Source organism: Rhodococcoides fascians A44A (assembly GCF_000760735.1).
Lineage (GTDB): Bacteria > Actinomycetota > Actinomycetes > Mycobacteriales > Mycobacteriaceae > Rhodococcoides > Rhodococcoides fascians_E.
The window spans coordinates 1-22,884 of the sequence record NZ_JMEX01000003.1 but is presented as its reverse complement, the minus strand read 5'-3'; the positions used below and the strand labels follow the sequence as shown (position 1 = coordinate 22,884).

The 22,884-nt window shown below is 64.6% G+C and carries 23 protein-coding genes; 21 read left to right on the top strand and 2 right to left on the bottom strand.

What is annotated here, in order from left to right:
* The first annotated feature begins 15 nt into the window (after positions 1 to 15).
* The 19 genes from thrB to BH95_RS00550 all read left to right on the top strand — a co-directional run bounded on the left by thrB (position 16) and on the right by BH95_RS00550 (position 18,440).
* Entirely contained in the window at positions 16 to 942 is a 927-nt protein-coding gene (thrB, locus tag BH95_RS00640; protein WP_037180623.1) for a homoserine kinase, read from the top strand.
* 415 nt (positions 943 to 1,357) lie between these two features.
* Positions 1,358 to 3,433 (top strand): transcription termination factor Rho, encoded by a 2,076-nt coding sequence (gene rho / locus BH95_RS00635; RefSeq protein WP_037180621.1) that lies wholly within the window; start codon positions 1,358 to 1,360, stop codon positions 3,431 to 3,433.
* A gap of 201 nt (positions 3,434 to 3,634) precedes the next feature.
* Entirely contained in the window at positions 3,635 to 3,868 is a 234-nt protein-coding gene (gene rpmE, locus BH95_RS00630) for a 50S ribosomal protein L31 (protein ID WP_019667270.1), read from the top strand.
* Positions 3,869 to 3,963: 95 nt separating this feature from the next.
* Complete coding sequence (gene prfA / locus BH95_RS00625; protein WP_019667271.1) at positions 3,964 to 5,043, top strand: peptide chain release factor 1; 1,080 nt, start codon at positions 3,964 to 3,966, stop codon at positions 5,041 to 5,043.
* Positions 5,044 to 5,104: 61 nt separating this feature from the next.
* A complete protein-coding gene (locus tag BH95_RS00620) occupies positions 5,105 to 5,845 on the top strand; it encodes an SHOCT domain-containing protein (protein WP_037180619.1) in 741 nt (246 codons plus the stop codon).
* Positions 5,846 to 5,886: 41 nt separating this feature from the next.
* The gene (gene prmC / locus BH95_RS00615) at positions 5,887 to 6,771 is read left to right on the top strand and encodes a peptide chain release factor N(5)-glutamine methyltransferase (protein ID WP_037180668.1); all 885 of its coding nucleotides are present in this window, start codon (positions 5,887 to 5,889) and stop codon (positions 6,769 to 6,771) included.
* Positions 6,772 to 6,856: 85 nt separating this feature from the next.
* Positions 6,857 to 7,522, top strand: a complete 666-nt coding sequence (locus BH95_RS00610; protein WP_026348158.1) for an L-threonylcarbamoyladenylate synthase — start codon at positions 6,857 to 6,859, stop codon at positions 7,520 to 7,522.
* A complete protein-coding gene (glyA, locus tag BH95_RS00605) occupies positions 7,519 to 8,802 on the top strand; it encodes a serine hydroxymethyltransferase (protein WP_019667275.1) in 1,284 nt (427 codons plus the stop codon). Before BH95_RS00610 ends, glyA begins: the two co-directional genes overlap by 4 nt.
* Complete coding sequence (locus BH95_RS00600) at positions 8,799 to 10,013, top strand: glycosyltransferase family 4 protein (RefSeq protein ID WP_019667276.1); 1,215 nt, start codon at positions 8,799 to 8,801, stop codon at positions 10,011 to 10,013. The genes glyA and BH95_RS00600 overlap by 4 nt, the downstream gene beginning before the upstream one ends.
* A gap of 31 nt (positions 10,014 to 10,044) precedes the next feature.
* A complete protein-coding gene (locus tag BH95_RS00595; RefSeq protein WP_019667277.1) occupies positions 10,045 to 10,485 on the top strand; it encodes a hypothetical protein in 441 nt (146 codons plus the stop codon).
* Positions 10,486 to 10,893: 408 nt separating this feature from the next.
* A complete protein-coding gene (atpB, locus tag BH95_RS00590) occupies positions 10,894 to 11,619 on the top strand; it encodes a F0F1 ATP synthase subunit A (protein WP_019667279.1) in 726 nt (241 codons plus the stop codon).
* Positions 11,620 to 11,712: 93 nt separating this feature from the next.
* Positions 11,713 to 11,964 (top strand): ATP synthase F0 subunit C, encoded by a 252-nt coding sequence (locus tag BH95_RS00585; RefSeq protein WP_019667280.1) that lies wholly within the window; start codon positions 11,713 to 11,715, stop codon positions 11,962 to 11,964.
* Between the two features lie 6 nt (positions 11,965 to 11,970).
* Complete coding sequence (locus BH95_RS00580) at positions 11,971 to 12,534, top strand: F0F1 ATP synthase subunit B (protein ID WP_019667281.1); 564 nt, start codon at positions 11,971 to 11,973, stop codon at positions 12,532 to 12,534.
* A gap of 7 nt (positions 12,535 to 12,541) precedes the next feature.
* Positions 12,542 to 13,363: a F0F1 ATP synthase subunit delta gene (locus BH95_RS00575; RefSeq protein ID WP_019667282.1), complete on the top strand. Its 822-nt coding sequence runs from the start codon at positions 12,542 to 12,544 to the stop codon at positions 13,361 to 13,363.
* A 91-nt stretch (positions 13,364 to 13,454) separates the two neighbouring features.
* The gene (gene atpA, locus BH95_RS00570) at positions 13,455 to 15,098 is read left to right on the top strand and encodes a F0F1 ATP synthase subunit alpha (RefSeq protein WP_019667283.1); all 1,644 of its coding nucleotides are present in this window, start codon (positions 13,455 to 13,457) and stop codon (positions 15,096 to 15,098) included.
* Positions 15,099 to 15,153: 55 nt separating this feature from the next.
* Entirely contained in the window at positions 15,154 to 16,128 is a 975-nt protein-coding gene (locus BH95_RS00565) for a F0F1 ATP synthase subunit gamma (RefSeq protein WP_019667284.1), read from the top strand.
* A gap of 3 nt (positions 16,129 to 16,131) precedes the next feature.
* On the top strand, positions 16,132 to 17,580 hold the full coding sequence (gene atpD / locus BH95_RS00560) for a F0F1 ATP synthase subunit beta (protein WP_019667285.1): 1,449 nt from the start codon (positions 16,132 to 16,134) through the stop codon (positions 17,578 to 17,580).
* A gap of 30 nt (positions 17,581 to 17,610) precedes the next feature.
* The gene (locus tag BH95_RS00555) at positions 17,611 to 17,970 is read left to right on the top strand and encodes a F0F1 ATP synthase subunit epsilon (RefSeq protein ID WP_019667286.1); all 360 of its coding nucleotides are present in this window, start codon (positions 17,611 to 17,613) and stop codon (positions 17,968 to 17,970) included.
* A 32-nt stretch (positions 17,971 to 18,002) separates the two neighbouring features.
* Entirely contained in the window at positions 18,003 to 18,440 is a 438-nt protein-coding gene (locus BH95_RS00550; protein ID WP_037162297.1) for a DUF2550 domain-containing protein, read from the top strand.
* Position 18,441: 1 nt separating this feature from the next.
* Here BH95_RS00550 and BH95_RS00545 read toward each other — a convergent pair whose 3' ends face one another.
* The gene (locus tag BH95_RS00545; RefSeq protein WP_019667288.1) at positions 18,442 to 19,026 is read right to left on the bottom strand and encodes a cob(I)yrinic acid a,c-diamide adenosyltransferase; all 585 of its coding nucleotides are present in this window, start codon (positions 19,024 to 19,026) and stop codon (positions 18,442 to 18,444) included.
* A 55-nt stretch (positions 19,027 to 19,081) separates the two neighbouring features.
* Between BH95_RS00545 and murA the strand changes: the two genes are divergently transcribed.
* On the top strand, positions 19,082 to 20,335 hold the full coding sequence (murA, locus tag BH95_RS00540; RefSeq protein ID WP_037180617.1) for a UDP-N-acetylglucosamine 1-carboxyvinyltransferase: 1,254 nt from the start codon (positions 19,082 to 19,084) through the stop codon (positions 20,333 to 20,335).
* Here murA and pdxR read toward each other — a convergent pair.
* Complete coding sequence (pdxR, locus tag BH95_RS00535; RefSeq protein ID WP_244164747.1) at positions 20,328 to 21,716, bottom strand: MocR-like pyridoxine biosynthesis transcription factor PdxR; 1,389 nt, start codon at positions 21,714 to 21,716, stop codon at positions 20,328 to 20,330. The two genes, murA and pdxR, sit on opposite strands and share 8 nt — an antisense overlap.
* Positions 21,717 to 21,804: 88 nt before the next feature.
* Here pdxR and BH95_RS00530 point away from each other — a divergent pair, with 88 nt between their 5' ends.
* Entirely contained in the window at positions 21,805 to 22,488 is a 684-nt protein-coding gene (locus BH95_RS00530; protein ID WP_037180613.1) for a pyridoxamine 5'-phosphate oxidase family protein, read from the top strand.
* The last annotated feature ends 396 nt before the right edge of the window (positions 22,489 to 22,884 follow it).

Genomic DNA, 22,884 nt, shown 5'->3' with positions numbered 1-22,884 from the left:
GCAGAGTCTCGTTCCATGACGACGACACTGCCGCACGGTTTGACGGTCACGGCGCGGGTTCCTGCGTCGAGCGCCAACCTCGGCCCCGGATTCGACACCTTGGGGATTGCCCTCGGGCTGTACGACGAGATCAAGGTCACCACCACGGCGTCGGGTCTGAGTATTCATGTCGAGGGCGAAGGTGCCGACGACGTCCCGTGGGGACCTTCGCATCTCGTCGTCCGTGCCATCGAACGGGGCCTCGAAGCCGCCGGTGTCTGGGCTGACGGCTTGGACGTGGTGTGCACCAACGTGATTCCGCATTCACGTGGGCTCGGCTCGTCGGCGTCCGCTGTCGTCGGTGGACTGTCGGCAGCGAACGGTCTTGCGGCCAAACTGGACTCGTCGTTCGCATTGTCGGATGCCCAGTTGGTTCAGCTCGCATCCGAGTTCGAAGGTCACCCGGACAATGCGTCGGCGAGCGTCCTGGGCGGTGCCGTCGTCTCCTGGAGCGAGCCCGCGAGCATCACGCAGCGGACGTACTCCGCGGTGCGACTGCCCGTGCACCCCGATATCCACGTGGTGGCGTTCGTCCCCGCGGAGCGATCGTCGACATCGCACACGCGAGGCCTGTTGCCCGAGTTGGTTCCGCATCGCGACGCCGCGTTCAACGTCAGCCGCGGCGCGTTGGCCGTCGTCGCGCTCACCCAGCGTCCGGACCTTCTCATTCCCGCGACCGAGGACATGCTGCATCAGGGGCAACGTGCGAGCGCGCTCCCGGGTGCCACGGAATTGATTGCTTCACTTCGGTCCAGGGGAATCGCGGCTGTACTGTCCGGTGCCGGACCGACGGTCCTTGCTCTCTGCACCGAACCGTTCCCGCAGGACCTCAAGGACGAAGCCGTCGCCGACGGCCTGCGGGTCCTGGAACTCGACGTCGCCGACGGCGTCAGCACGTCCTGAGAAAACCTATCGTGACTCGCCGGTAGGTGCTTCTTGCCGACCGAGAGGATCGACGCTATCCTGAGGGTCGTCCGTACATCGTGCGCTTCAGACGCCGGTTTTCGCCAGGGCAATCACGTCATCGCATTCGGGGGGTTCCACGCCCGAGTCGGCGGTCGTCCTTGGAGAGGAGCCTGCGGAGTGACCGGAAGTCGCCGGCTTCGACCCACCGTGGTTCTCACACGGCTGCGGGTCGGTCGTCCGTCGGAAGTGGCGTGATCGTGAACGGCAATATCCGTGCTCGAAAGAGATTCGAGCTGCGGAACGAACCCTTGGCTGCGCAGACTGCGAGCGAGGGAAGGAAAGGACCTCCGTGACCGATACGGAACTGATCTCTGCGCCCGAAAAGACGCGTCGTGGAGCTGGCCTGTCCGGAATGGTGCTCACCGAGCTGCGTACTCTCGCGGGCGAACTCGGAATCAAAAGCATTTCCGGCATGCGCAAGGGCGATCTGATCGCCGCCATCTCTGCACGTCAGGGCGGTGGTGCGTCGGCAACAACCGAGGCGCCCAAGGCAACAAGGCGAGGCGCAGCCGACAAGGCTCGTGCGCAGGACGCCGCTCGTGCTGCCGAGGCTCCTGCAGCCGAAGCCCCGGCCGCAGCAGATGCGCCCGCGTCCGACGACGCGTCGACCGAGCCGCCCCGCCGGACACGTGGTCGACGCACCGCAGGCCGCCGAGCAGGCGCTCCCGACCAGCTTCCGCTGGACGACACTGCCTCGCAGTCGGTCGATTCGGACGCCGCTCAGCAGGACTCGGGATCGACCCCCGATGCACCGGCGTCGGACACCGGTTCATCGACGCGACCGCGTCGCGCTCGCGCCGATCGTGGTGACCGAGAGAACCGCAACGCTGCCGACAACCGCAACGCTGCCGATAACCGCAACGCTGCCGACAGCAACGACGGTGCCCGCGCACAGCGCGGTGACGCACCCGGTCGTGATTCGGCAGGCCAGGACGGCGAGGGCAACCGCGCCGAGGCTGGCCGCGGAGACCGCAACCGCGACAACAACCGTGGTGACGGCAACCGGGACAGCAACCGTGGTGACGGCAACCGGGACAGCCGTGACGGCAACCGGGAGAACTCGCGCGGCGAGAACGGCCGGAACCGCAATCGCAATCAGAACGACAACCGTTCCGAAGACCGCGGCAACGGACCGCGTGACGGCCGGGACAACCGGGACAACGCCGAGGACGACGGCGACGGCCGCGGACGCAGGGGCCGTCGGTTCCGTGAGCGTCGGCGTGGTCGTGACCGCGGCGAAGGCGGTGGTGGCAACGAGCGCGAGCCCGAGATCCGCGAGGACGATGTTCTTCAGCCGGTAGCGGGCATCCTGGATGTCCTGGACAACTACGCGTTCGTGCGTACGTCCGGCTACCTTGCGGGCCCGAACGACGTGTACGTGTCGATGAACCTGGTGCGCAAGAACGGTCTTCGTCGCGGTGACGCGATCACCGGCGCCGTCCGGGTGGCCCGCGAGGGTGAGCAGTCGAACCAGCGTCAGAAGTTCAACCCGCTGGTGCGTCTGGACACGGTCAACGGCGGAGACGTCGAGGCCGCGCGCAAGCGTCCCGAGTTCGGCAAGCTCACGCCGCTGTACCCGAACCAGCGTCTGCGGCTCGAGACCACGCCGAACATCCTGACCACGCGCATCATCGACCTGGTCATGCCGATCGGTAAGGGCCAGCGTGCATTGATCGTGAGCCCGCCGAAGGCAGGCAAGACGAGCGTTCTGCAGGCCATCGCCAACGCGATCTCGGTCAACAACCCCGAGTGCTACCTCATGGTCGTTCTGGTCGACGAGCGTCCCGAGGAAGTGACCGACATGCAGCGTTCGGTGAACGGTGAGGTCATCGCCTCCACGTTCGACCGTCCGCCGGGCGATCACACCTCGGTCGCCGAGCTCGCGATCGAGCGCGCGAAGCGTCTCGTGGAAGCCGGTCAGGACGTCGTCGTGTTGCTCGACTCCATCACCCGTCTGGGTCGTGCGTACAACAACAGTTCACCTGCGTCGGGCCGGATCCTGTCCGGTGGTGTCGATTCCACGGCCCTCTACCCGCCGAAGCGTTTCCTCGGTGCTGCTCGCAACATCGAGAACGGTGGATCGCTCACCATCATCGCCACGGCGATGGTCGAGACCGGTTCGACCGGCGACACGGTGATCTTCGAGGAGTTCAAGGGCACCGGTAACGCGGAGCTCAAGCTCGATCGCAAGATCGCCGAGCGTCGTGTGTTCCCTGCGGTCGACGTCAACCCGTCGGGTACCCGCAAGGACGAACTGCTGCTGAGTTCCGACGAAGCCGCGGTGCTGCACAAGCTGCGTCGTGTGTTGTCCGGTCTCGATTCGCATCAGGCGATCGATCTGCTGATCGACCGGTTGAAGAAGAGCAAGAGCAACATCGAGTTCCTGATCCAGGTGTCGAAGACGGCACCCGGCGCGCTCGACGACTGACCTCGTGAGTACTTGTGTGTCCCCTGGGACACACAAGTACTCCCAGCGGGGAACAAGCCGACAGGGGTTCGTGTTGAAGCCACTGTCGGTGAGCGATTAGCAGGTCGGATCGCATATCTGGCATACTGAACGGCCGAGTCCGGTTCCGGTTCACGTCCTCGAACGGCGAGGTCGACCCGGCGACCATATGAAAGGGACACCATGAAGGCAGGAATTCACCCCGACTACACGCTGACCACGGTCGTGTGCGGTTGCGGAAATACTTTCGAGACGCGCAGCACCACCGACAAAGAGCGCATCAACGTCGAGGTGTGCTCGCAGTGCCACCCGTTCTACACGGGCAAGCAGAAGATCCTCGACACCGGTGGTCGCGTTGCACGCTTCGAGGCTCGCTACGGAAAGCGCGCCGGCAAGAAGGCTGCAGCCGACAGCTAGCTGCTCTCCCGACGCCCGTCCTGCGATGTCTGCAGGGCGGGCGTTCGGCTTTTCACCACCGATTCTTTTTCAGGGAAGCAGAGCGGAGCGACACCATGGCGAGGACCACGAAGCCTTCGGCCATCGACGACATTCTGGCCGAACATTCAGGCCTCGAGCAGCAGTTGGCCGATCCGGCTCTGCACAACGATCCGTCCGCTGCGCGCAAGGCAGGCAAGCGTTTCGCCGAGCTGGCGCCGATCATGTCGGTGCACGGAAAGCTGATGTCCGCCACGGACGATCTGGCTGCCGCTCGTGAGCTCGCCGCCGACGACGCATCCTTCGCTGCCGAGATTCCGGAGCTCGAGCACACCGTCGAGTCGCTCGAACAGACGCTCGCCGATCTGCTCGCACCGCGCGATCCGCACGACGGCGACGACATCGTCATGGAGGTCAAGTCCGGTGAGGGCGGCGAGGAATCAGCGCTGTTCGCCGCGGACCTCGCACGGATGTACGTCCGGTACGCCGAGCGTCGCGGATGGCGCGTCGAAATTCTCGACGCGAACGTGTCGGATCTCGGCGGTTACAAGGACGCGACCCTGTCGATCAAAGCCAAAGGCGATCCGCTCGACGGCGTCTGGGCGCGGCTGAAGTTCGAAGGTGGAGTCCACCGCGTGCAGCGCGTTCCCGTGACCGAATCGCAGGGCCGAGTGCACACGTCGGCCGCCGGAATTCTCGTCTATCCGGAGCCCGACGAGGTAGAGGAAGTCCAGATCGACGAGACCGACCTGCGCATCGACGTCTACCGGTCCTCGGGCAAGGGTGGTCAGGGCGTCAACACGACGGACTCCGCGGTGCGCATCACGCACTTGCCGACGGGCATCGTCGTCACCTGCCAGAACGAGCGGTCGCAGTTGCAGAACAAGGCGCGTGCGATGCAGGTACTCGCCGCGCGGTTGCAGGCCGCAGCCGAAGAGGCTGCCGACGAGGAAGCCGCGGCCGGTCGGGCGAGCCAGGTCCGTACCGTCGACCGCTCGGAACGCATCCGCACGTACAACTTTCCGGAGAACCGCATCACCGATCACCGGATCGGGTTCAAGTCTCACAATCTCGACGCGGTGCTCGACGGCGAGCTCGACGCTCTCCTCGACGCTCTGGGCAAGGCCGACCGCGACGCTCGGATGCAGGCAGAATGATGTGGTCGTGAGCGCGTAGGTTCCGCTGCACGACACCGCACGGGCACACGAAGGGGAACCGATGCATCAGCAGCTCACACCCACCGGCGAGGACGCCGTGGCGGACCTGGCCGCTCGCCACGGAGTATCCACCGACGCTGTGCGGGCGATGCTCGACGCCGTGAATGCAGGCCGGGGATCGATGGCGCAGTTCCACATTCCCGAGCTCGGTGGCGGCGGGCAGTGGATGCGCGGCGGAATGACGATGGTCGGCAACATGTTCGATCACGGTCTCAAAGCTCGCGTCGACGGCCTGTGCCGCGATCTGTCCGAGCTTCTGGCCTCGCACCAGATCTATCCGCCGCTGCAGTCGAACCAGGGTTTCGGCGGGAACTGGTGGCCGAGCGGCCTCGGAAGCCCCAGTTCGAGCGGCGGGCAGAACGGTTCGCAGTACGCGTATTTTCCTGCTGCGCGGCGGCTCGCGGTTCTGGTCGGTGGACGGTTGTCGGTGTACGACACTCTCGACCACTCCATCGGCGGTGTTCAGCAACAGCAGGGCGGGAGTCCAGGCTCGGTGGAGTTCACCAGCCAGTACGGAACGTTCACCGCGGCAAGTCTTCCGCTGGTGGATCCCGCGCCGGCCGATTCGATCTCCGGTTCCGCACCAGATCCCGCGCCGGCGACGAGCCCGGTAGCGCCACCGTCGACGAATCTCGACGAGATCACGTCGGCCATCGAGGCGTTGGCGGCACTGCACGGCAAAGGCATCCTGACGGACGACGAGTTCTTCTCGAAGAAGGCCGAGCTGCTGAAGCGAATCTGACCGTCGCGTGGGTGGCCGGCGGGACGTGGCAGGCTGTAACCGTGACCCGGAAACCTCTTCGACTGGCCATTCTCGAAGCAACAGCGATACTCGAAGCGGCCGGTGTTCCGAGCCCGCGGGTGGACGCGGAACTCCTCGCGTCTCATCTCGTCGGAGTCGAGCGTGGTCGGCTCGGGCTGGTCCCTCTCGTGGAACCCGAGGTGGTCGAGGCCTACAACCGCACCATCGAACAGCGTGCCAAGCGAATCCCGTTGCAGTACATCACCGGAACGACGGCGCTCGGCAACATCGACGTCGAGGTCGGACCGGGGGTTTTCGTTCCGCGGCCGGAGACGGAGCTGCTGCTCGGGTGGGCGCTCGCATTCCTCGAGGGCGTCGATCGCAAGCCGCCGGTGATTCTCGATCTGTGTACCGGATCGGGGGCACTCGCGCTGGCGCTCGCCAACGCCAGGCCCGACGCTCAGGTCCACGCCGTCGAACTCGACCCGTCGGCTCTCGCGTGGGCCAGACGCAACGCCGACCTGCGGGCCGAGCGGGGAGACACGCCCATCACCCTCCACCACGGCGATGTCACCGACCGCGAACTGCTACGAGAGCTGGACGGCCGCGTCGACGTCGTGGTCGCCAATCCGCCCTACATCCCGGAGGGCGCCGAGCTGGATCCCGAGGTGATCGATCACGACCCGCATCTCGCCCTGTTCGGAGGTGTCGACGGTCTGTCGGTCATCGAGCCGATGATCCAGAACATCGCGCGGTGGCTCCGCGTCGGCGGGGGAGTAGGCGTCGAACACGACGATTCTCACGGTGATCGCGTGGCTGCGCTGTTCGAGAAGCGCCGCGTGTTCGGCGACGTCGTCGAGCATGCCGACCTGTCCGGACGGCCCCGGTTCGTCGTCGCGTCGCGCGCAGTGTCCGCAGACAGCTGACATCACTCGGCTGCCGCCGGACGGGTAGGCGACGCACGGCAGAGGCGTCCTGCACCGCGGGAGACACAGGTGAGAAGATGAACGGGTGAGTACCGTCTACGACTGCCAGCACGCCGATTCACGAACAGCAGGGTTGTCTGCAGCCAGAGGCGCACTCAAATCCGGCCGCCTCGTGGTCATGCCGACGGACACGTTGTACGGCCTCGCGGCCGATGCATTCGACGGCAGCGCGGTCACCGACCTTCTCCGCGCCAAGGGCCGTGGGCGCGACATGCCGGTTCCTGTTCTCGTGGGTTCGTGGAACACCATCGACGGGCTGGTCGGCAGTGTCAGGCCGCGCACCAGAGATCTGATTCGGGCCTTCTGGCCGGGCGCGCTGAGCCTCGTCGTGCAGCAGGCACCGTCCCTTGCCTGGGACCTCGGTGACGCGCAGGGCACGGTGATGCTCAGGATGCCGCTGCACCCGGTGGCGCTCGAACTGCTCCGCGAAGTCGGACCGCTCGCCGTCTCGAGTGCGAACATCTCCGGACAACCGCCGGCTACGACTGTCGTCGAAGCTCGCGATCAGCTCGGCGGATCTGCGGCGGTGTATCTCGACGGCGGGCCTGCGGCGCACGCGAAAGCGTCGACGATCGTCGATCTCACGTCCGAGCAGCCGAGGATCCTGCGCGCCGGAGCCATCGCGACCGAAGCCGTCGCCGAGGTGCTCGGAGTGACGGCGGAGAGCCTGACGCAGGGGAGTTCGGCATGACCGAGCCGCGTTTCCACGGACCCGACTTCGCGGCGCTCGAGGCGTCCGATCCCGAGATCGCGGGCATCGTCCTGGACGAGCTGGACCGTCAACGTGGCGGTCTGCAGCTCATCGCGAGCGAGAATCTGACGTCGCCTGCTGTTCTCGCGGCGCAGGGGAGCGTGCTGACCAACAAGTACGCCGAGGGTTACCCGGGTGCGCGGTACTACGGGGGCTGCGAGGTCGTCGATCGTGCGGAGACCATTGCGATCGAACGAGCGAAGGCACTGTTCGGCGCGGATCACGTCAACGTGCAACCTCATTCCGGCGCTTCGGCGAACCTCGCGGTCTATGCAGCCTTCGCGCAGCCGGGCGACTCGATTCTGGCGATGAGCCTCCCGCACGGCGGCCACCTCACCCACGGGGCGACGGTCAACTTCTCCGGCCGATGGTTCACCGCGGTGCCGTATCACGTGCGAAAAGACACGGAACTGATCGATTACGACGAGGTCCGTGAACTCGCGTTGGTCCACCGCCCGCGCATCATCGTCGCCGGGGCGACGGCGTACTCGCGTGAGCTCGACTTCGCGGCCTTCAGAGCCATCGCCGACGAGGTGGGCGCCATCCTGTGGGTGGACGCAGCGCACTTCGTCGGACTGGTGGCAGGCAAGGCGATTCCCTCGCCCGTGCCGTACGCCGACGTGGTGTCCGCGACCACTCACAAGGTGCTGCGAGGGCCTCGCGGAGGAATGTTGATGTGCCGCGCGGAGCACGCACGCGCCATCGACAAGGCTGTGTTCCCGTTCGGCCAGGGCGGGCCGATGATGCACACGATCGCGGCCAAGGCCGTCGCGTTCGGCGAGGCGCAGACCGAGAGCTATGCACGCTACGCAGCCCAGGTCGTCGCGAACGCGCAGACACTGTCCGCGTCCTTGACCGACGCCGGGATGCGTGCCGTGTCCGGAGGGACGGACACACATCTGATTCTGTTCGACCTCCAGCATCTGGGGATCGACGGACGTACCGCCGAAGCACGATGTGCCGCAGCCGGCATCACCCTCAACAAGAACGCGATTCCGTTCGACCCCGCGCCGCCTGCGGTGGCGTCGGGCATCCGGGTCGGTTCCGCGGCTGTGACGACACAGGGGTTCGACGCGGCGGACATGAACGCGGTCGGATCTCTCGTGGCCCGTGCGGTGCGCGCCGAGGCAGGCACCGCCAACGGTGACCGTGAACTCGCCGCCGTCAGGGACGAGGTCACCACCCTCGTGGCACGCAAGCCTGCGTATCCCGGCATATGACGGTCGAGGTTCTCGCTCAGTCCGGCCAGGGCGCAGGCGTTCCGATCCGCGAACTCCTGCTGGTGTTCTTCACGGCTGCGGTGGTGACCTTCCTGGCGACCGGTGGTGTGCGGGTGCTCGCCGTCAAGTTCGGTGCCGTCGCCGCTCCCCGTGACCGCGACGTGCACGTGACGCCGACGCCGCGTCTCGGCGGAACCGGAATGTTCCTCGGGATGCTGGTTGCCTTGTTGTTCGCGTCGCAGCTGCCTGCTCTCGCACGTGGTTTCGACTCGGCCTACAACCAGGACGTCCGAGCTGCGGCCGTCGCCGGTTTCGTCATCGTGGCGGTGGGGATCATCGACGACCGATGGGGCCTCGACGCGCTCACCAAATTCGTCGGGCAGGTGACGGCGGCGGGTGTGCTCGTCGTGATGGGCGTGAGTTGGAACATCGTCTATCTGCCTTGGGGGCCGGACGGCGGTAGCACTCTCGTGCTCGATCAGCTCCAGGCCGGGCTGGTGACGGTGCTGGTGACGGTCGTGATGGTCAATGCCATGAACTTCGTCGACGGTCTGGACGGCCTCGCGGCAGGGCTCGGGTTGATCGCGTCGCTCGCCATCTGTGTCTTCTCCGTCGGACTGTTGCACGAGCAGGGCGGCGACACCGGTATCTATCCGCCGGCGATCATCGCGGCGACGTTGGCCGGTGCCTGCCTGGGATTTCTTCCGCACAATTTCCAGCCTGCGCGGATCTTCATGGGCGACTCCGGGTCCATGATGATCGGGCTGATGCTCGCGACGGTCGCGACCAGTGCGTCGGGCAGAATCCCGCTCGTCGCGTACGGCCCACGCGACCTCCTCGGTCTGCTGTCGCCGTTGCTACTGGTCGGCGCGGTGATGTTCATCCCGATCCTCGATCTCCTTCTCGCGGTGATCCGACGGACGCGCGCAGGCCGGAGTCCGTTCAGTCCGGACAAGATGCACCTGCACCACCGTTTGCTGCAGATCGGGCACTCTCACCGGCGCGTGGTGTTGGTGATCTACCTCTGGGTCGGCGTCCTCGCGTTCGGCGCCGTCGGCTCGTCGTTGATCGACCGTCGAATAGTGGTGTTGCTGGTTGCTGCCGGATTGGTCTTCGCGCTGGTGGTGACGGCCGTGCCGAGCATCCGTCTCGACATGGCCAGGCAGCGCAGGCGCACCAGAAAGTCCGCTGGACGAGGCCGTCGGGCCTGAAGTCGGACATGGCTGGGTAGTCTGTGCGGCTGTGAGCTTCTCTCCTTCTCCGGTGCCCGATCAGTCCGACTCGATGCGAGCCGCGGTTCGGTACGGAATCATCGGCCTCCTTGCGCTGACGGTTCTAGGAGCCGTCGTCGCCACGGTGGCCGCCGGTCTTCCCGGTTTGTGGGGTGCGCTCATCGGTGCGGCACTCGGTGGGGGATTCATTCTCACCACGGCGCTGTCCATCGCCCTGACGTCCAAGTTTCCGCCGACGATGGCAGGCGCGGTGCTGCTCGGGGGCTGGATCGTGAAGATGCTGATCGCCGTTGTCGTGCTCGCGGTTCTGAAGGACATGGATTTCTACAACAGAAAAGCTCTTGCCGGGGTGGTGATCGCCGCACTGGTTCTGGTTCTCGGCGCGGAGGTATACGGTGTCGTCCGTACGAAGGCCCCCTACGTCGACGATCCTGAATCCGACAAGGCGTAGTACGACGACCAGTCGTAATCGGTCAAGAAGTAGCCCCACCTACACAACGTCGTAGTTGTGTTGATAAAGTTCCGACCAAGTAAGGGTAGGACTGCCGCTAATAGGACAAAAGGCGTGCAGAACAGCCCTTGCAGGTAACCGAAGCTGCGTGAAATTGCTTACAGACGCGGCCGCAAAGTTACCGAGTCGACGTGAGTCGCCGACACCCGACAGACGCTGGCCTTTCAAGACCAGGCCTCAGCTGCTGACGACCTCGAGCCGATCTCGTCGACTTGATAGATCGTCAATGTCCGATCGAACCGCAGTCCTTTGGCGTCTGCGGCCCGAACACGGGAGAGACCGCTGAGCGTCACCAACCTGGCTGCGGAGTTCCACCCGCCGTCACTATCCGACTTCTTTCCTCCCGCTGTGCTGTTCGAGGGCACACCCTTCGAACTCGACCGGCTGATGCTGATCCGCATCCTGATGACCCTCGTGTTGGTCGTGCTGTTCGCAGTGGCCATGCGCAGCCCGAAGGTCGTTCCGCGTGGTCTGCAGAACTGCATCGAGTACATGCTGGACTTCGTCAAGGTGCAGATCGCCGACGAGATTCTCGGCAAGGAGCAGGGCAGGCGGTTCCTGCCGATCATCATGACGATTTTCTTCGCCGTGCTGTTCATGAACCTGTCGGGCATCATCCCGTTCCTGAACATCTCGCCGAACGCTCGAATCGGTATGCCGATCGTGCTCGCACTGATCGCCTACGTGACGTTCAACTACGTGGGAATCAAGAAGTACGGATTCTTCAAGTACGTCAAGAGCAGCGTCGTGGTTCCGGACGTCCCGCCCGCACTGCACATCATTCTGATTCCGATCGAGTTCATCTCGACGTTCATCCTCCGTCCGTTCACGCTCACCGTTCGTCTCATGGCGAACATGCTGGCCGGCCACCTCATGCTCGTGCTGTTCTTCAGCGCGACTCAGTTCTTCTTCTTCCAGGCCGCGGCGGGAATGAAGATTTTCGGCGTGTTCTCCCTTGCAGCGGGCTTCGGCTTCACGCTGTTCGAGATGCTCGTCATCGGTCTGCAGGCGTACGTGTTCGCACTGCTGACCGCGGTGTACATCGATCTCGCCCTGCATGCAGACTCGCACTGATCTGCACGCCGATTCTCACTAGACCGCACGACCAAGATCTACCTGACCCACGCACCGACCGGTGATGGGCAACAGAAAGGGAACGGAAATCAAATGAGCCTCGCGTACCTGGCACAGGAAGTCACCGAAACCACCGTCACGGGTGGCGGCTACGGCGCAATCGGTTACGGCCTCGCTGCCATCGGACCTGGCATCGGTGTAGGCATCGTGGTCGGAAAGGCTATCGAGGGCATCGCTCGTCAGCCTGAGCTTCAGGGCACCATCCGTACCAACATGTTCCTCGGCATCGCGTTCACCGAAGCGCTCGCGCTGATCGGTATCGTCGCCGGCTTCCTGTTCGGTTAATCCACTATGGCAACCAACATCGCGATCTTGGCCGCGGAGGAAGGCGAGGACATCAATCCTCTCCTCCCCGCGACATACGACATCGTTTGGTCTGCGGTCTGCATCGCTGTCATCGGCTTCGTCTTCTGGAAGTACATCCTTCCGAAGTTCCAGGAAGTGTTGGCGCAGCGTAGCGATCTGATCGAAGGCGGCATCAAGAAGGCCGAAGAGGCTCAGGCAGAAGCCAAGGCTGCTCTCGAGCAGTACCAGAAGCAGCTTGCCGACGCCCGCGCCGAGGCTGCGCAGATCCGTGAGGAAGCGCGCACTCAAGGCCAGGCCATCCTCGCCGAAATGAAGACGAAGGCACAGGAAGAAAGCGACCGGATCGTGGCTGCAGGCCACAACCAGCTCGCTGCGCAGCGCCAGCAGATCGTGACGGAACTCCGTGGCGACCTGGGACGCACTGCAGTCGAACTCGCAGAGAAGGTCATCGGAGAGCAGCTGTCCGACGAGGCCAAGCGCGCTGGTTCGATCGACCGCTTCCTGAGCGAACTCGACTCCGTCACCGCTGACTCTGCAGCGGGAAAGTGAGATAACCATGTACGCAACTTCTCGCGAGGCTCTCGCTCGCACGCGTTCGGTTGCGAACGAAGCACTGGGACAGGCGGGGGACGCGACAGCGGTCGCTGCTCAGACCGGTGCAGAGCTCTTCGCAGTCGTGGAGGCCCTCGACGGCCAGCGCACGTTGCGTACTGCGCTGGCCGACGCTTCGGTCTCTGCCGAACGTCGCAGCGCGCTCGCGGAGGAAGTGTTCGCCGGTCAGGTCTCCGCCACCACGGCGCAGATCCTGAAGTCCGCCGTCGCGGACAACTGGTCCAAGGCGTCGGACCTGCTGAACTCTCTGGTCGAACTGGGTCGGGAAGCACTGCTTCGCGCCGCGGCCGATCAGGATCAGCTCGACACGGTCGAGGACGAATTGTTCCGCCTCGGTCGCATCGTCGCCGCGAATCCTCAGCTGGAACAGGCATTGTCGGATCTCGGCAAGCCGGTTCAGGCGAAGCGTGAGCTGCTGGGCCGGTTGCTGTACGGCAAGGTCACCGCGGTGACCGAAGCCCTGGCAATCCAGACGGTCAGCCGCCTGCGCAAGACGGCACCTGCGGACGCACTCGATGCGCTTGCAGGCTTGGCGGCACAGGTTCGCGATCGGGCTGTCGCACACGTGCGGAGTGCTGCTCCGCTCAGCGCCAGCCAGCTCGAGAAGCTGACCGCGACACTCACACGCACCTACGGCAAGCCGGTCACCGTGCATGTCGAGGTCGATGCCGAACTGCTCAGCGGACTGGTGGTCCGGGTCGGCGACGAGGTCATCGACGGCAGCGGGGCGGGTCGTCTCGCCGCACTACGAAAGACCCTCAAGTAGTCCGCGAGCGGACACCACTTCTTACGAAGAAGCGTTTCGAACCTTCGAAGCCCTTCACACCGCGAACATTGAAGGAAGAGCAGGAAAAAATATGGCGGAGCTGACGATCTCCTCCGACGAGATCCGTAGCGCGATCGAGAACTTCACCGCGAGCTACTCACCGGAGTCCTCTCGCGAGGAGGTCGGCACGGTTACCGACACGAGCGACGGTATCGCTCACGTGTCCGGACTGCCGTCGGCGATGTCCAACGAGCTGCTGGAATTCCCCGGTGGCGTTCTCGGTGTGGCGCTCAACCTGGATGCCACCGAAATCGGTGCCGTCATCCTCGGTGACTACGAGCACATCGAAGAAGGCCAGGAAGTCAAGCGCACCGGCGACGTTCTGTCCGTGCCGGTCGGCGACGGCTACCTCGGCCGCGTCGTCAACCCACTCGGCCAGCCCATCGACGGCCTCGGCGACATCGAGTCCAGCGAGAACCGCGCCCTCGAACTGCAGGCTGCGTCCGTGCTCGAGCGCCAGCCGGTGGAAGAGCCGCTGCAGACCGGCATCAAGGCCATCGACGCCATGACGCCGATCGGTCGCGGACAGCGCCAGCTCGTCATCGGTGACCGCAAGACGGGCAAGACCGCCGTCTGCATCGACGCCATCCTCAACCAGAAGGCCAACTGGGAGTCCGGAGACGAGAAGAAGCAGGTTCGCTGCATCTACGTCGCCATCGGTCAGAAGGGCTCCACGATCGCAGGCGTCAAGGCTGCGCTCGAAGAGCAGGGTGCACTCGAGTACACGACCATCGTCGCGGCTCCCGCATCCGATTCGGCCGGCTTCAAGTGGCTCGCTCCGTACACCGGTTCGGCCATCGGCCAGCACTGGATGTACCAGGGCAAGCACGTCCTCATCGTGTTCGACGACCTGACCAAGCAGGCCGAGGCGTACCGCGCCATCTCACTTCTGCTGCGTCGCCCGCCGGGCCGCGAGGCATACCCCGGTGACGTCTTCTACTTGCACTCTCGTCTGCTCGAGCGTTCGGCGAAGCTGTCCGACGAGCTCGGCGGTGGATCGCTGACGGCGCTGCCGATCATCGAGACCAAGGCCAACGACGTCTCGGCATACATCCCGACCAACGTCATCTCGATCACCGACGGACAGGTCTTCCTCGAGTCGGACCTCTTCAACAAGGGTGTTCGTCCCGCGATCAACGTCGGTATCTCGGTGTCCCGAGTCGGTGGCGCTGCGCAGACCAAGGGCATGAAGAAGGTCTCCGGTTCGCTTCGTCTCGAGCTCGCTCAGTTCCGTGAGCTGGAAGCATTCTCGGCGTTCGCGTCGGACCTGGATGCTGCATCGAAGGCTCAGCTGGACCGCGGTGCTCGCCTCGTCGAGCTCCTCAAGCAGGACCAGTACGCACCGGTCGCCGTCGAGGATCAGATCGTCTCGATCTGGCTCGCCGGTCAGGGCACGTACGACTCCGTTCCCGTCGGCGACGTCCGTCGCTTCGAGAGCGAGCTGCTCGAGGACCTGCATCGCAACGCGAGCGGCGTCTACGACAGCATCGCCGGCGGCAAGGCTCTCGACGACGACGCTCAGAAGTCGCTGCTCGAGGCAACTGAGAAGTTCAAGGCAGGGTTCCTCGACTCCGAGGGCAACCGCGTCGTCAACGAGGCTGAGGCGGACACGCTGAACCCCGACGAGGTCAGCCAGGAGCAGGTCAACGTCACTCGCAAGACAGTCAGTAAGTAGGTCTTACGAGATGCCAAGTGTCTTTACGAGCAGAGAAGGGAGCGTGAACAGCTAGATGGCAAGCATTCTCGAGCTACGTTCCCGGATCAAGTCGGTCAACTCGACGAAGAAGATCACCAAGGCTCAAGAGCTGATCGCGACGTCGCGAATCACCAAGGCGCAGGCGCGCGTAGCAGCGTCGAAGCCGTACGCGGAGGAGATCACCAAGGTCCTCTCCGCACTGGCCAGTGCGTCGGGTTCGCTCGACCACCCGCTGCTGAACGAGCGTGACGAGCCCAAGCGCGCAGCAGTTCTGGTCGTCACCAGTGACCGCGGCATGTGCGGTGGCTACAACTCCAACGTCCTCAAGGAAGCGGAGGAGCTGTTCCAGCTTCTGCGCAAGGAGGGCAAGGATCCGGTCATCTACGTGCTCGGCGCAAAGGGCCTCGGCTACTACACCTTCCGTCAGCGCGACGTGAAGGGCGCGTGGACCGGCTTCTCGCAGGAGCCCGGCTACGCGGATGCAGCCAAGGCGAGCAAGCACCTGGTCGAGCTGTTCATGGCGGGTTCGGGCTCCGAGGTCGAGGCTCCCAACGGTGAAGGCACCGTCGAGGGCGTCGACGAACTGCACATTGTCTACACGCGGTTCGTGTCGATGCTGACGCAGAAGCCCGAGGTCCGGCGTATGGCTCCGCTCGAGGTGTCGTACACGGACGAGGAAATCGAGCTGGGCGCGGATGCTCTGACCGATTCCCCGTCGGCGTCCGAGGTTCAGGCTCAGTACGATTTCGAGCCCGAAGCCGGAACTCTCCTGTCGGCTCTGCTGCCGAAGTACATCAGCACGAGGGTCTACTCTTCGTTGCTCGATGCGGCTGCATCCGAGTCGGCCGCGCGCCGTACTGCCATGAAGGCGGCCACGGACAACGCGAACGAATTGGTCGAGACCTTGAGCCGTCAGGCGAACCAGGCTCGGCAAGCCCAGATCACCCAGGAAATCAGCGAAATCGTTGGTGGCGCAAACGCGTTGGCTGACAGCGCAGGAAGTGACTAAGCAATGACCGCAGCAGTAGCCCAAGAGAACGCGAGCGGAGCGGACACTCAGTCCGGCCGTGTCGTTCGGGTCATCGGCCCCGTTGTGGACGTCGAGTTCCCGCGCGGCTCCATCCCCGCCCTGTTCAACGCACTCCACGCAGAGATCACGCTGCCGACGGTGGCGAAGACCCTGACACTCGAGGTTGCACAGCACCTCGGTGACAACCTGGTCCGCACCATCTCGATGCAGCCGACCGACGGTCTGGTTCGTGGCGCCTCGGTGTCCGACTCCGGCAAGCCGATCTCGGTGCCCGTCGGCGACGTCGTCAAGGGCCACGTGTTCAACGCCCTCGGTGACTGCCTCGACAGCCCGGGCCTCGGACGCGACGGCGAGCAGTGGGGCATCCACCGCAAGCCACCAGCCTTCGATCAGCTCGAGGGCAAGACGGAGATCCTCGAGACCGGCATCAAGGTCATCGACCTCCTCACCCCGTACGTGAAGGGTGGAAAGATCGGTCTGTTCGGTGGCGCCGGTGTCGGCAAGACCGTTCTGATCCAGGAGATGATCACCCGTATCGCGCGTGAGTTCTCCGGTACGTCGGTGTTCGCCGGCGTCGGTGAGCGCACCCGTGAGGGAACCGATCTCCACCTCGAGATGGAAGAGATGGGCGTCCTCCAGGACACCGCCCTCGTCTTCGGCCAGATGGACGAGCCGCCGGGCACGCGTATGCGCGTCGCCCTGTCCGCACTGACCATGGCGGAGTACTTCCGCGATGTTCAGGGCCAGGACGTGCTGCTGTTCATCGACAACATCTTCCGTTTCACGCAGGCAGGTTCCGAGGTGTCGACCCTTCTGGGACGTATGCCTTCTGCCGTGGGTTACCAGCCGACGCTGGCGGACGAGATGGGTGAGCTCCAGGAGCGCATCACCTCGACCCGTGGACGCTCGATCACCTCGCTGCAGGCGATCTACGTTCCCGCCGACGACTACACCGACCCGGCACCTGCGACGACGTTCGCCCACCTCGACGCAACGACCGAGCTGTCGCGTCCGATTTCGCAGATGGGTATCTACCCCGCTGTGGACCCGCTCAGCTCGACGTCGCGAATCCTCGAGCCGGGCATCGTCGGTGCGGAGCACTTCCGCGTCGCCAACGAGGTCAAGCGGATCCTGCAGAAGTACAAGGAACTGCAGGACATCATCGCCATCCTCGGTATGGACGAGCTTCAGGAAGAGGACAAGGTTCTGGTCGGTCGCGCACGTCGCCTCCAGAAGTTCCTCGGACAGAACTTCATCGTCGCCGAGAAGTTCACCGGTGAGGCCGGCTCGGTCGTGTCCCTCTCGGACACCATCGAGGCGTTCGACAAGGTCACCAAGGGCGAGTACGACCACCTTCCCGAGCAGGCATTCAACAGCTGCGGTGGACTCGACGACGTCGAGGCTGCAGCCAAGAAGATCGCCGGAAAGTAGCCCGACGTGACTTCTGCGGAAAGCTCCGGCATGGAGGTCGCTCTCGTCGCGGTCGAGCGCGAGTTGTGGTCCGGCAACGCAACTCTGGTCAGTGCTCAGACGACCGAGGGCGAGATCGGCATCATGGCCGGCCACGAGCCAGTGCTCGGCCAGCTCGTCGAGGCAGGCACGGTGTCCATCACGACGACCGACGGCGAGAAGATCGTTGCTGCGGTTCACGGTGGGTTCCTGTCCGTGACGGGTAAGACCGTCACGGTCCTGGCGGAGTCCGCGGACTTCGCTCAGGACATCGACGTCGACGCAGCCCGTTCGGTCCTCGACGCCGGCGGCGACGACAAGGAAGCCCTCGCTGTGGCGAAGGGCCGAATTCGCGCCGTCGAGCGGGCCTAGGTTCCAAGAGAAAGCCGCGACGAGGTTCTGTGATGCACATGGGAGTGATCGTTCTGATCATTCTGGTTGTGCTGCTCGCAGGCCTCGTCGCGGCTTTTCTGTACCGTCTCACCATTCTTCGTCGCGGTGGAACGGCTGCCATTCTGCGCATGACGCCCGCTGCGGGTGGAAGCGGTTGGCGGCACGGGGTCATCCGGTACGGAGACAACACCCTGGTGTTCTTCAAGCTGTCGAGCCTGCGGCCCGGCCCGGACCACCGGATGAGCCGTCAGGGCATCGAGGTCGGGGAGCGGCGCACCCCACGCAACGACGAGTTCGACATCATGTCCGACGAGATAGCGATTCTCGAGCTGACCGATCAGGGCCAGGGCTACGAGATCGCTCTCGACCGCGGTGCGCTCACCGCATTCATGTCGTGGTTGGAATCGCGTCCGTCCGGCCGTTCTCGGCGGGGCCGGCCCGCCGCCTGATCTACGTGTCGGTGGAGCGTGATGCTCCCGGCACCCATTTCACGTCACCTTCGGGGTTCGCGTACCTGCTCAGGATGAACAGCAGGTCGGAGAGCCTGTTCAAGTACTTCGCCGGTAGGACGCTCGTGTTCTCGGGGTTGGCGTCCACCGCGGCCCATGCCGAGCGCTCTGCTCGACGCGCCACGGTTCGGGAGGTGTGCAGCAGCGCCGCCAGGGGAGTGCCGCCGGGAAGAATGAACGAGTCGAGCGCCTTCAGGCCTTCGTTGAACTCGTCGCACCATCCTTCGAGCCGGTCGACGTAGGACTGATCGATGCGTAGGGGTGGATACTCGGGGTCTGCGACGACGGGTGTCGAGAGATCGGCTCCGGCGTCGAACAGATCGCTTTGAATCGTTCGAATGACCGAAACGACCTTCTCCGACGGATTGCCCAGTGCCAGAACGACTCCGAGGCTCGCGTTGGTCTCGTCGCAGTCCGCGTACGCAACGAGCCGCGGATCGTTCTTCCCGACCCGCGAGAAGTCGCTGAGACCGGTGGTTCCGTCGTCACCGGTGCGGGTGTAGATGCGAGTCAGGTGCACAGCCATGGCGCTACGGTACCGCCCGGATGGGGCGACCGAACCCTGGCTACGCTGTCGAACTGTGAGTGAACGCTTTTTGGTCTCCGGTGGTAACCGGCTCGTCGGTGAGGTGTCGGTCGGCGGCGCGAAGAACAGCGTGCTCAAGTTGATGGCGGCAGCGCTGCTCGCCGAGGGCACGAGCACCATCACCAACTGCCCCGACATCCTCGACGTGCCGTTGATGGCCGAGGTTCTCCGAGGATTGGGGTGCGAGGTCGTGCTGGAAGGCGACGTCGTGCACATCACCACGCCGGCGGAACCCAAGCACCATGCAGATTTCCCGGCCGTCACGCAGTTCCGAGCATCGGTCTGTGTCCTCGGTCCGCTCGTCGCCCGGTGCAAACGAGCGGTGGTGGCTCTTCCCGGTGGTGACGCAATCGGGTCTCGTCCGTTGGACATGCACCAGTCGGGACTGCGCCTGCTCGGTGCGCACAGCGAGATCCAGCACGGCTGCGTCGTGGCGGAGGCCGAGGAACTTCGGGGCGCCAACATCCGTCTTGCTTTCCCGTCGGTCGGCGCGACGGAGAACATCCTGATGGCAGCAGTGCTCGCCAAGGGCGACACCGTCATCGACAACGCTGCGCGTGAACCCGACATCGTCGACGTGTGCAACATGCTCAACGAGATGGGGGCGCAGGTCAGCGGCGCCGGCACCTCCACGTTGACCATCAGGGGCGTCGAGTCGTTGAATCCCACCACGCACAAAGTGATCGGTGACCGTATCGTCGCCGCGACGTGGGGAATCGCTGCCGCGATGACGCGGGGCGACGTGCGAGTTCGAGGCGTCAACCCCAAGCATCTGTCACTCGTGTTGGACAAGCTGAGGCTTGCGGGTTCGGAGGTGACGTCCGAGGCCGACGGGTTCCGCGTGGTCCAGCGTGAGCGGCCGACCGCCGTGAACTTCGCGACGTTGCCGTTCCCCGGTTTTCCCACCGATCTGCAGCCGATGGCGATCGGCCTCGCGGCAGTGGCCAACGGAACGTCGATGATCACCGAGAACGTGTTCGAAGCGCGCTTCCGGTTCGTCGAGGAGATGATCCGACTCGGCGCCGACGCCCGTACCGATGGTCACCACGCGGTGGTGCGTGGCGTAGCCCAGTTGTCGAGTGCACCCGTGTGGTCGTCCGACATCAGGGCGGGTGCAGGTCTGGTACTCGCAGGACTGTGCGCCGACGGGGTCACCGAGGTGCACGACGTCTACCACATCGATCGGGGTTACCCGAGGTTCGTGGAGAACCTGACGGAGCTCGGCGGAAGCATCGAGCGAGTCAGCTGACGGACGTCAGCGCGTCGACCAGTACGTCGAGTCCGTAGGCCAGTTCGTCGTCGGACACCGATCCGTATCCGACGATCAGTCCCGTCATGGGCGACGGGGCACGTGTGGATTTCGCGAGGGTATCGACATCGACGCCGGCCGCTGCCGCTCGTTCTGCCACGGCGACCGCGACCGTGGCGTCGAGCAGGAGTGTGGTGTGCATTCCAGCGCCGACACCACGAAGTTCGCCGAAGGGCGCCAGAGCAGCGGCGACCAGTCTGTCGCGTTGCCGATAGACGCGGCGGGCAGCACGCACAGTTCTGTCCCACTCGCCGTCGCGTAGCAGCGAGAGCATCGCGTGTTGGACCGGTGTGGAGGGATAGTCGCCGAGGTCGGTGCGAACGTGTGCGATGAGTTCGACGACATCGGGCGGGGCAACGAGCCAACCGAGTCTGATACCTCCGCCCAGGGTCTTCGCCACCGTTCCGAGATAGACGGTGCGGTCGGGCGCCAGCTCCGCGATGGTGGGCAAAGGTGCTACGTCGTAACGGAATTCGGAATCGTAGTCGTCTTCGATGATCATCGCGTCGCGTGATCGTGCGTACGATGCGAGGGCGCGACGGCGGCCGACGGTAAGAAGGCCGCCGGTGGGGTACTGGTGAGACGGAGTGACGTACACCGCGCGTGTGGTCCGTGGCGTCATGTCCAGACGTTCGGTGACAATTCCGTCGAGGTCGACGGGAACGTCGAAGACGGACCACCCCCAGCGTCGTGCGGCTGTGGTCGCGACCCGGTAGCCCGGGTTCTCGTGTGCCAGGACCGGACGTGAAGTGCCGTCTTCGGTCGACAGTGCGGCCAGGGCCAGGCTCATCCCGTGCATGCTCCCCGTGGTGACCACTATGGATTCGGCTGACGTGTGAAGCCCACGCGCGCGGCCCAGTAGGTCTGCAAGGGCGGCTCGGAGTCGGTGGTCACCGCGAGGGTCCGGGTATTCCTGCGGTTGCGGGACTGCGCTGACGTCCCGCCACGCTCGCTTCCACGCCGCCGAGCTCGGGGGCACCCACGGTGTTCCGGTGGCAAGTCGAATACGGCCTAGGGTTTCCGTGGTTCCGGCGGTACGGGATGTGGTCGACGGCCGCGTCGGTGTGGTGACGCCGCTGAGGCGGCGCACGAACGTTCCCGATCCTGCGCGCGGTTGTAGCCACCCCTCCGCGGTCAGTTGATCGTAGGCGCTCTCCACCACGCCCCGAGCGACTTCGAGCTCGACCGAAAGCGCTCTGCTACTTGGCAATCGGGTGTTCGGTTCGATACGAGCGGAGTCTATGGCCGCGCGTATCCCGTCCGCGATCTGCACCGGCAGCGTGCGGGGATCCGTCCGGTCGACCGAGACGATCAGGGACATCGGCAGCATGCTCGCCTCCAAGTGGTCTATTGGAAATCGAGTTGATTGGATCATGACAGTAGGCCAATCATGACCGAGGATCGACAGTATGAGTACCGAAGCCGATTTGTCGCCGACCGAACGCACCACCATCAGGCGAGGCAGAGTCCGAGCACGAACCGATCGCTCGGACCTGGCGGACGTGCTGGCCACCGCGCGGATATGCCACCTCGGCGTGGTGGTCGACGGGAGCGTGCGCGTTCTTCCTACTGTGTTCGCGGTCGATCATGACGGTCCCGATCCCGGCGGCACTCTGTACGTGCACGGATCGGTGGCCGCTCGCAGCTTGGTCGATGCGCCGAATGGGGAGATCTGCGTGACCGTCACCGTGCTCGACGGCCTGGTTCTGGCGAGGTCGGCGTTCCATCACTCCATGAACTACCGAAGCGCCGTCGTGTACGGCCGGCCGCGATTGGTTGGCGACGACGAGGAACGCGTGCGCGCACTTGCGGCGATCGTCGATCAGGTGGTGGACGGGCGCAGTGAGCATCTTCGTGCGCACACGCGGAAAGAGTTGGCGGCAACGGTGGTGCTCGCCCTCCCGCTCCACGAGGCATCGGTGAAGGCGCGGACCGGAGACCCGGTGGACGACGAGCGAGATGTCGACGCGGGTGGAGTGTGGGCAGGCGTCGTTCCCGTGCGCGACGACTTCGCCGAGCCGACTCGGGCGGCGGACGTGGACGTGAGAATCCCTGTGCCCAAGCATGTTCTGGCCCTCGTTCGACAATTCTGAACGCGTCTATGTCCGGCGTCACATTCACGAATTTTTCGACGAGGCGCTTTCGAGTTCGTCGTGACGAGCGAGCTACCTGCGGAAATGTTGTCCAGGATTTCCTCGACCTGGCGATTTGCGCGACGGATTCTGCTCGCGTAACTTTTGTCGAGTCAGAGCGACACGGACACCGACCAGGGCCTACACGGTCCCGGACACGAGGTTGGACGTCGGAGCCTGACGGAACATGAAATTCCAGTTCTACCCACCAAGAGTCGGAGCTTGCATCCGAGACCAAGCTGGGATAGGCTGGAGAAGTTGCCCCAAACACCCTGAAGCTACGGTTTCTTGGCTGTTCGGTGTGTGCGTGTTCTTTGAGAACTCAACAGTGTGTCGATGAATGTCAGTGCCGAATGT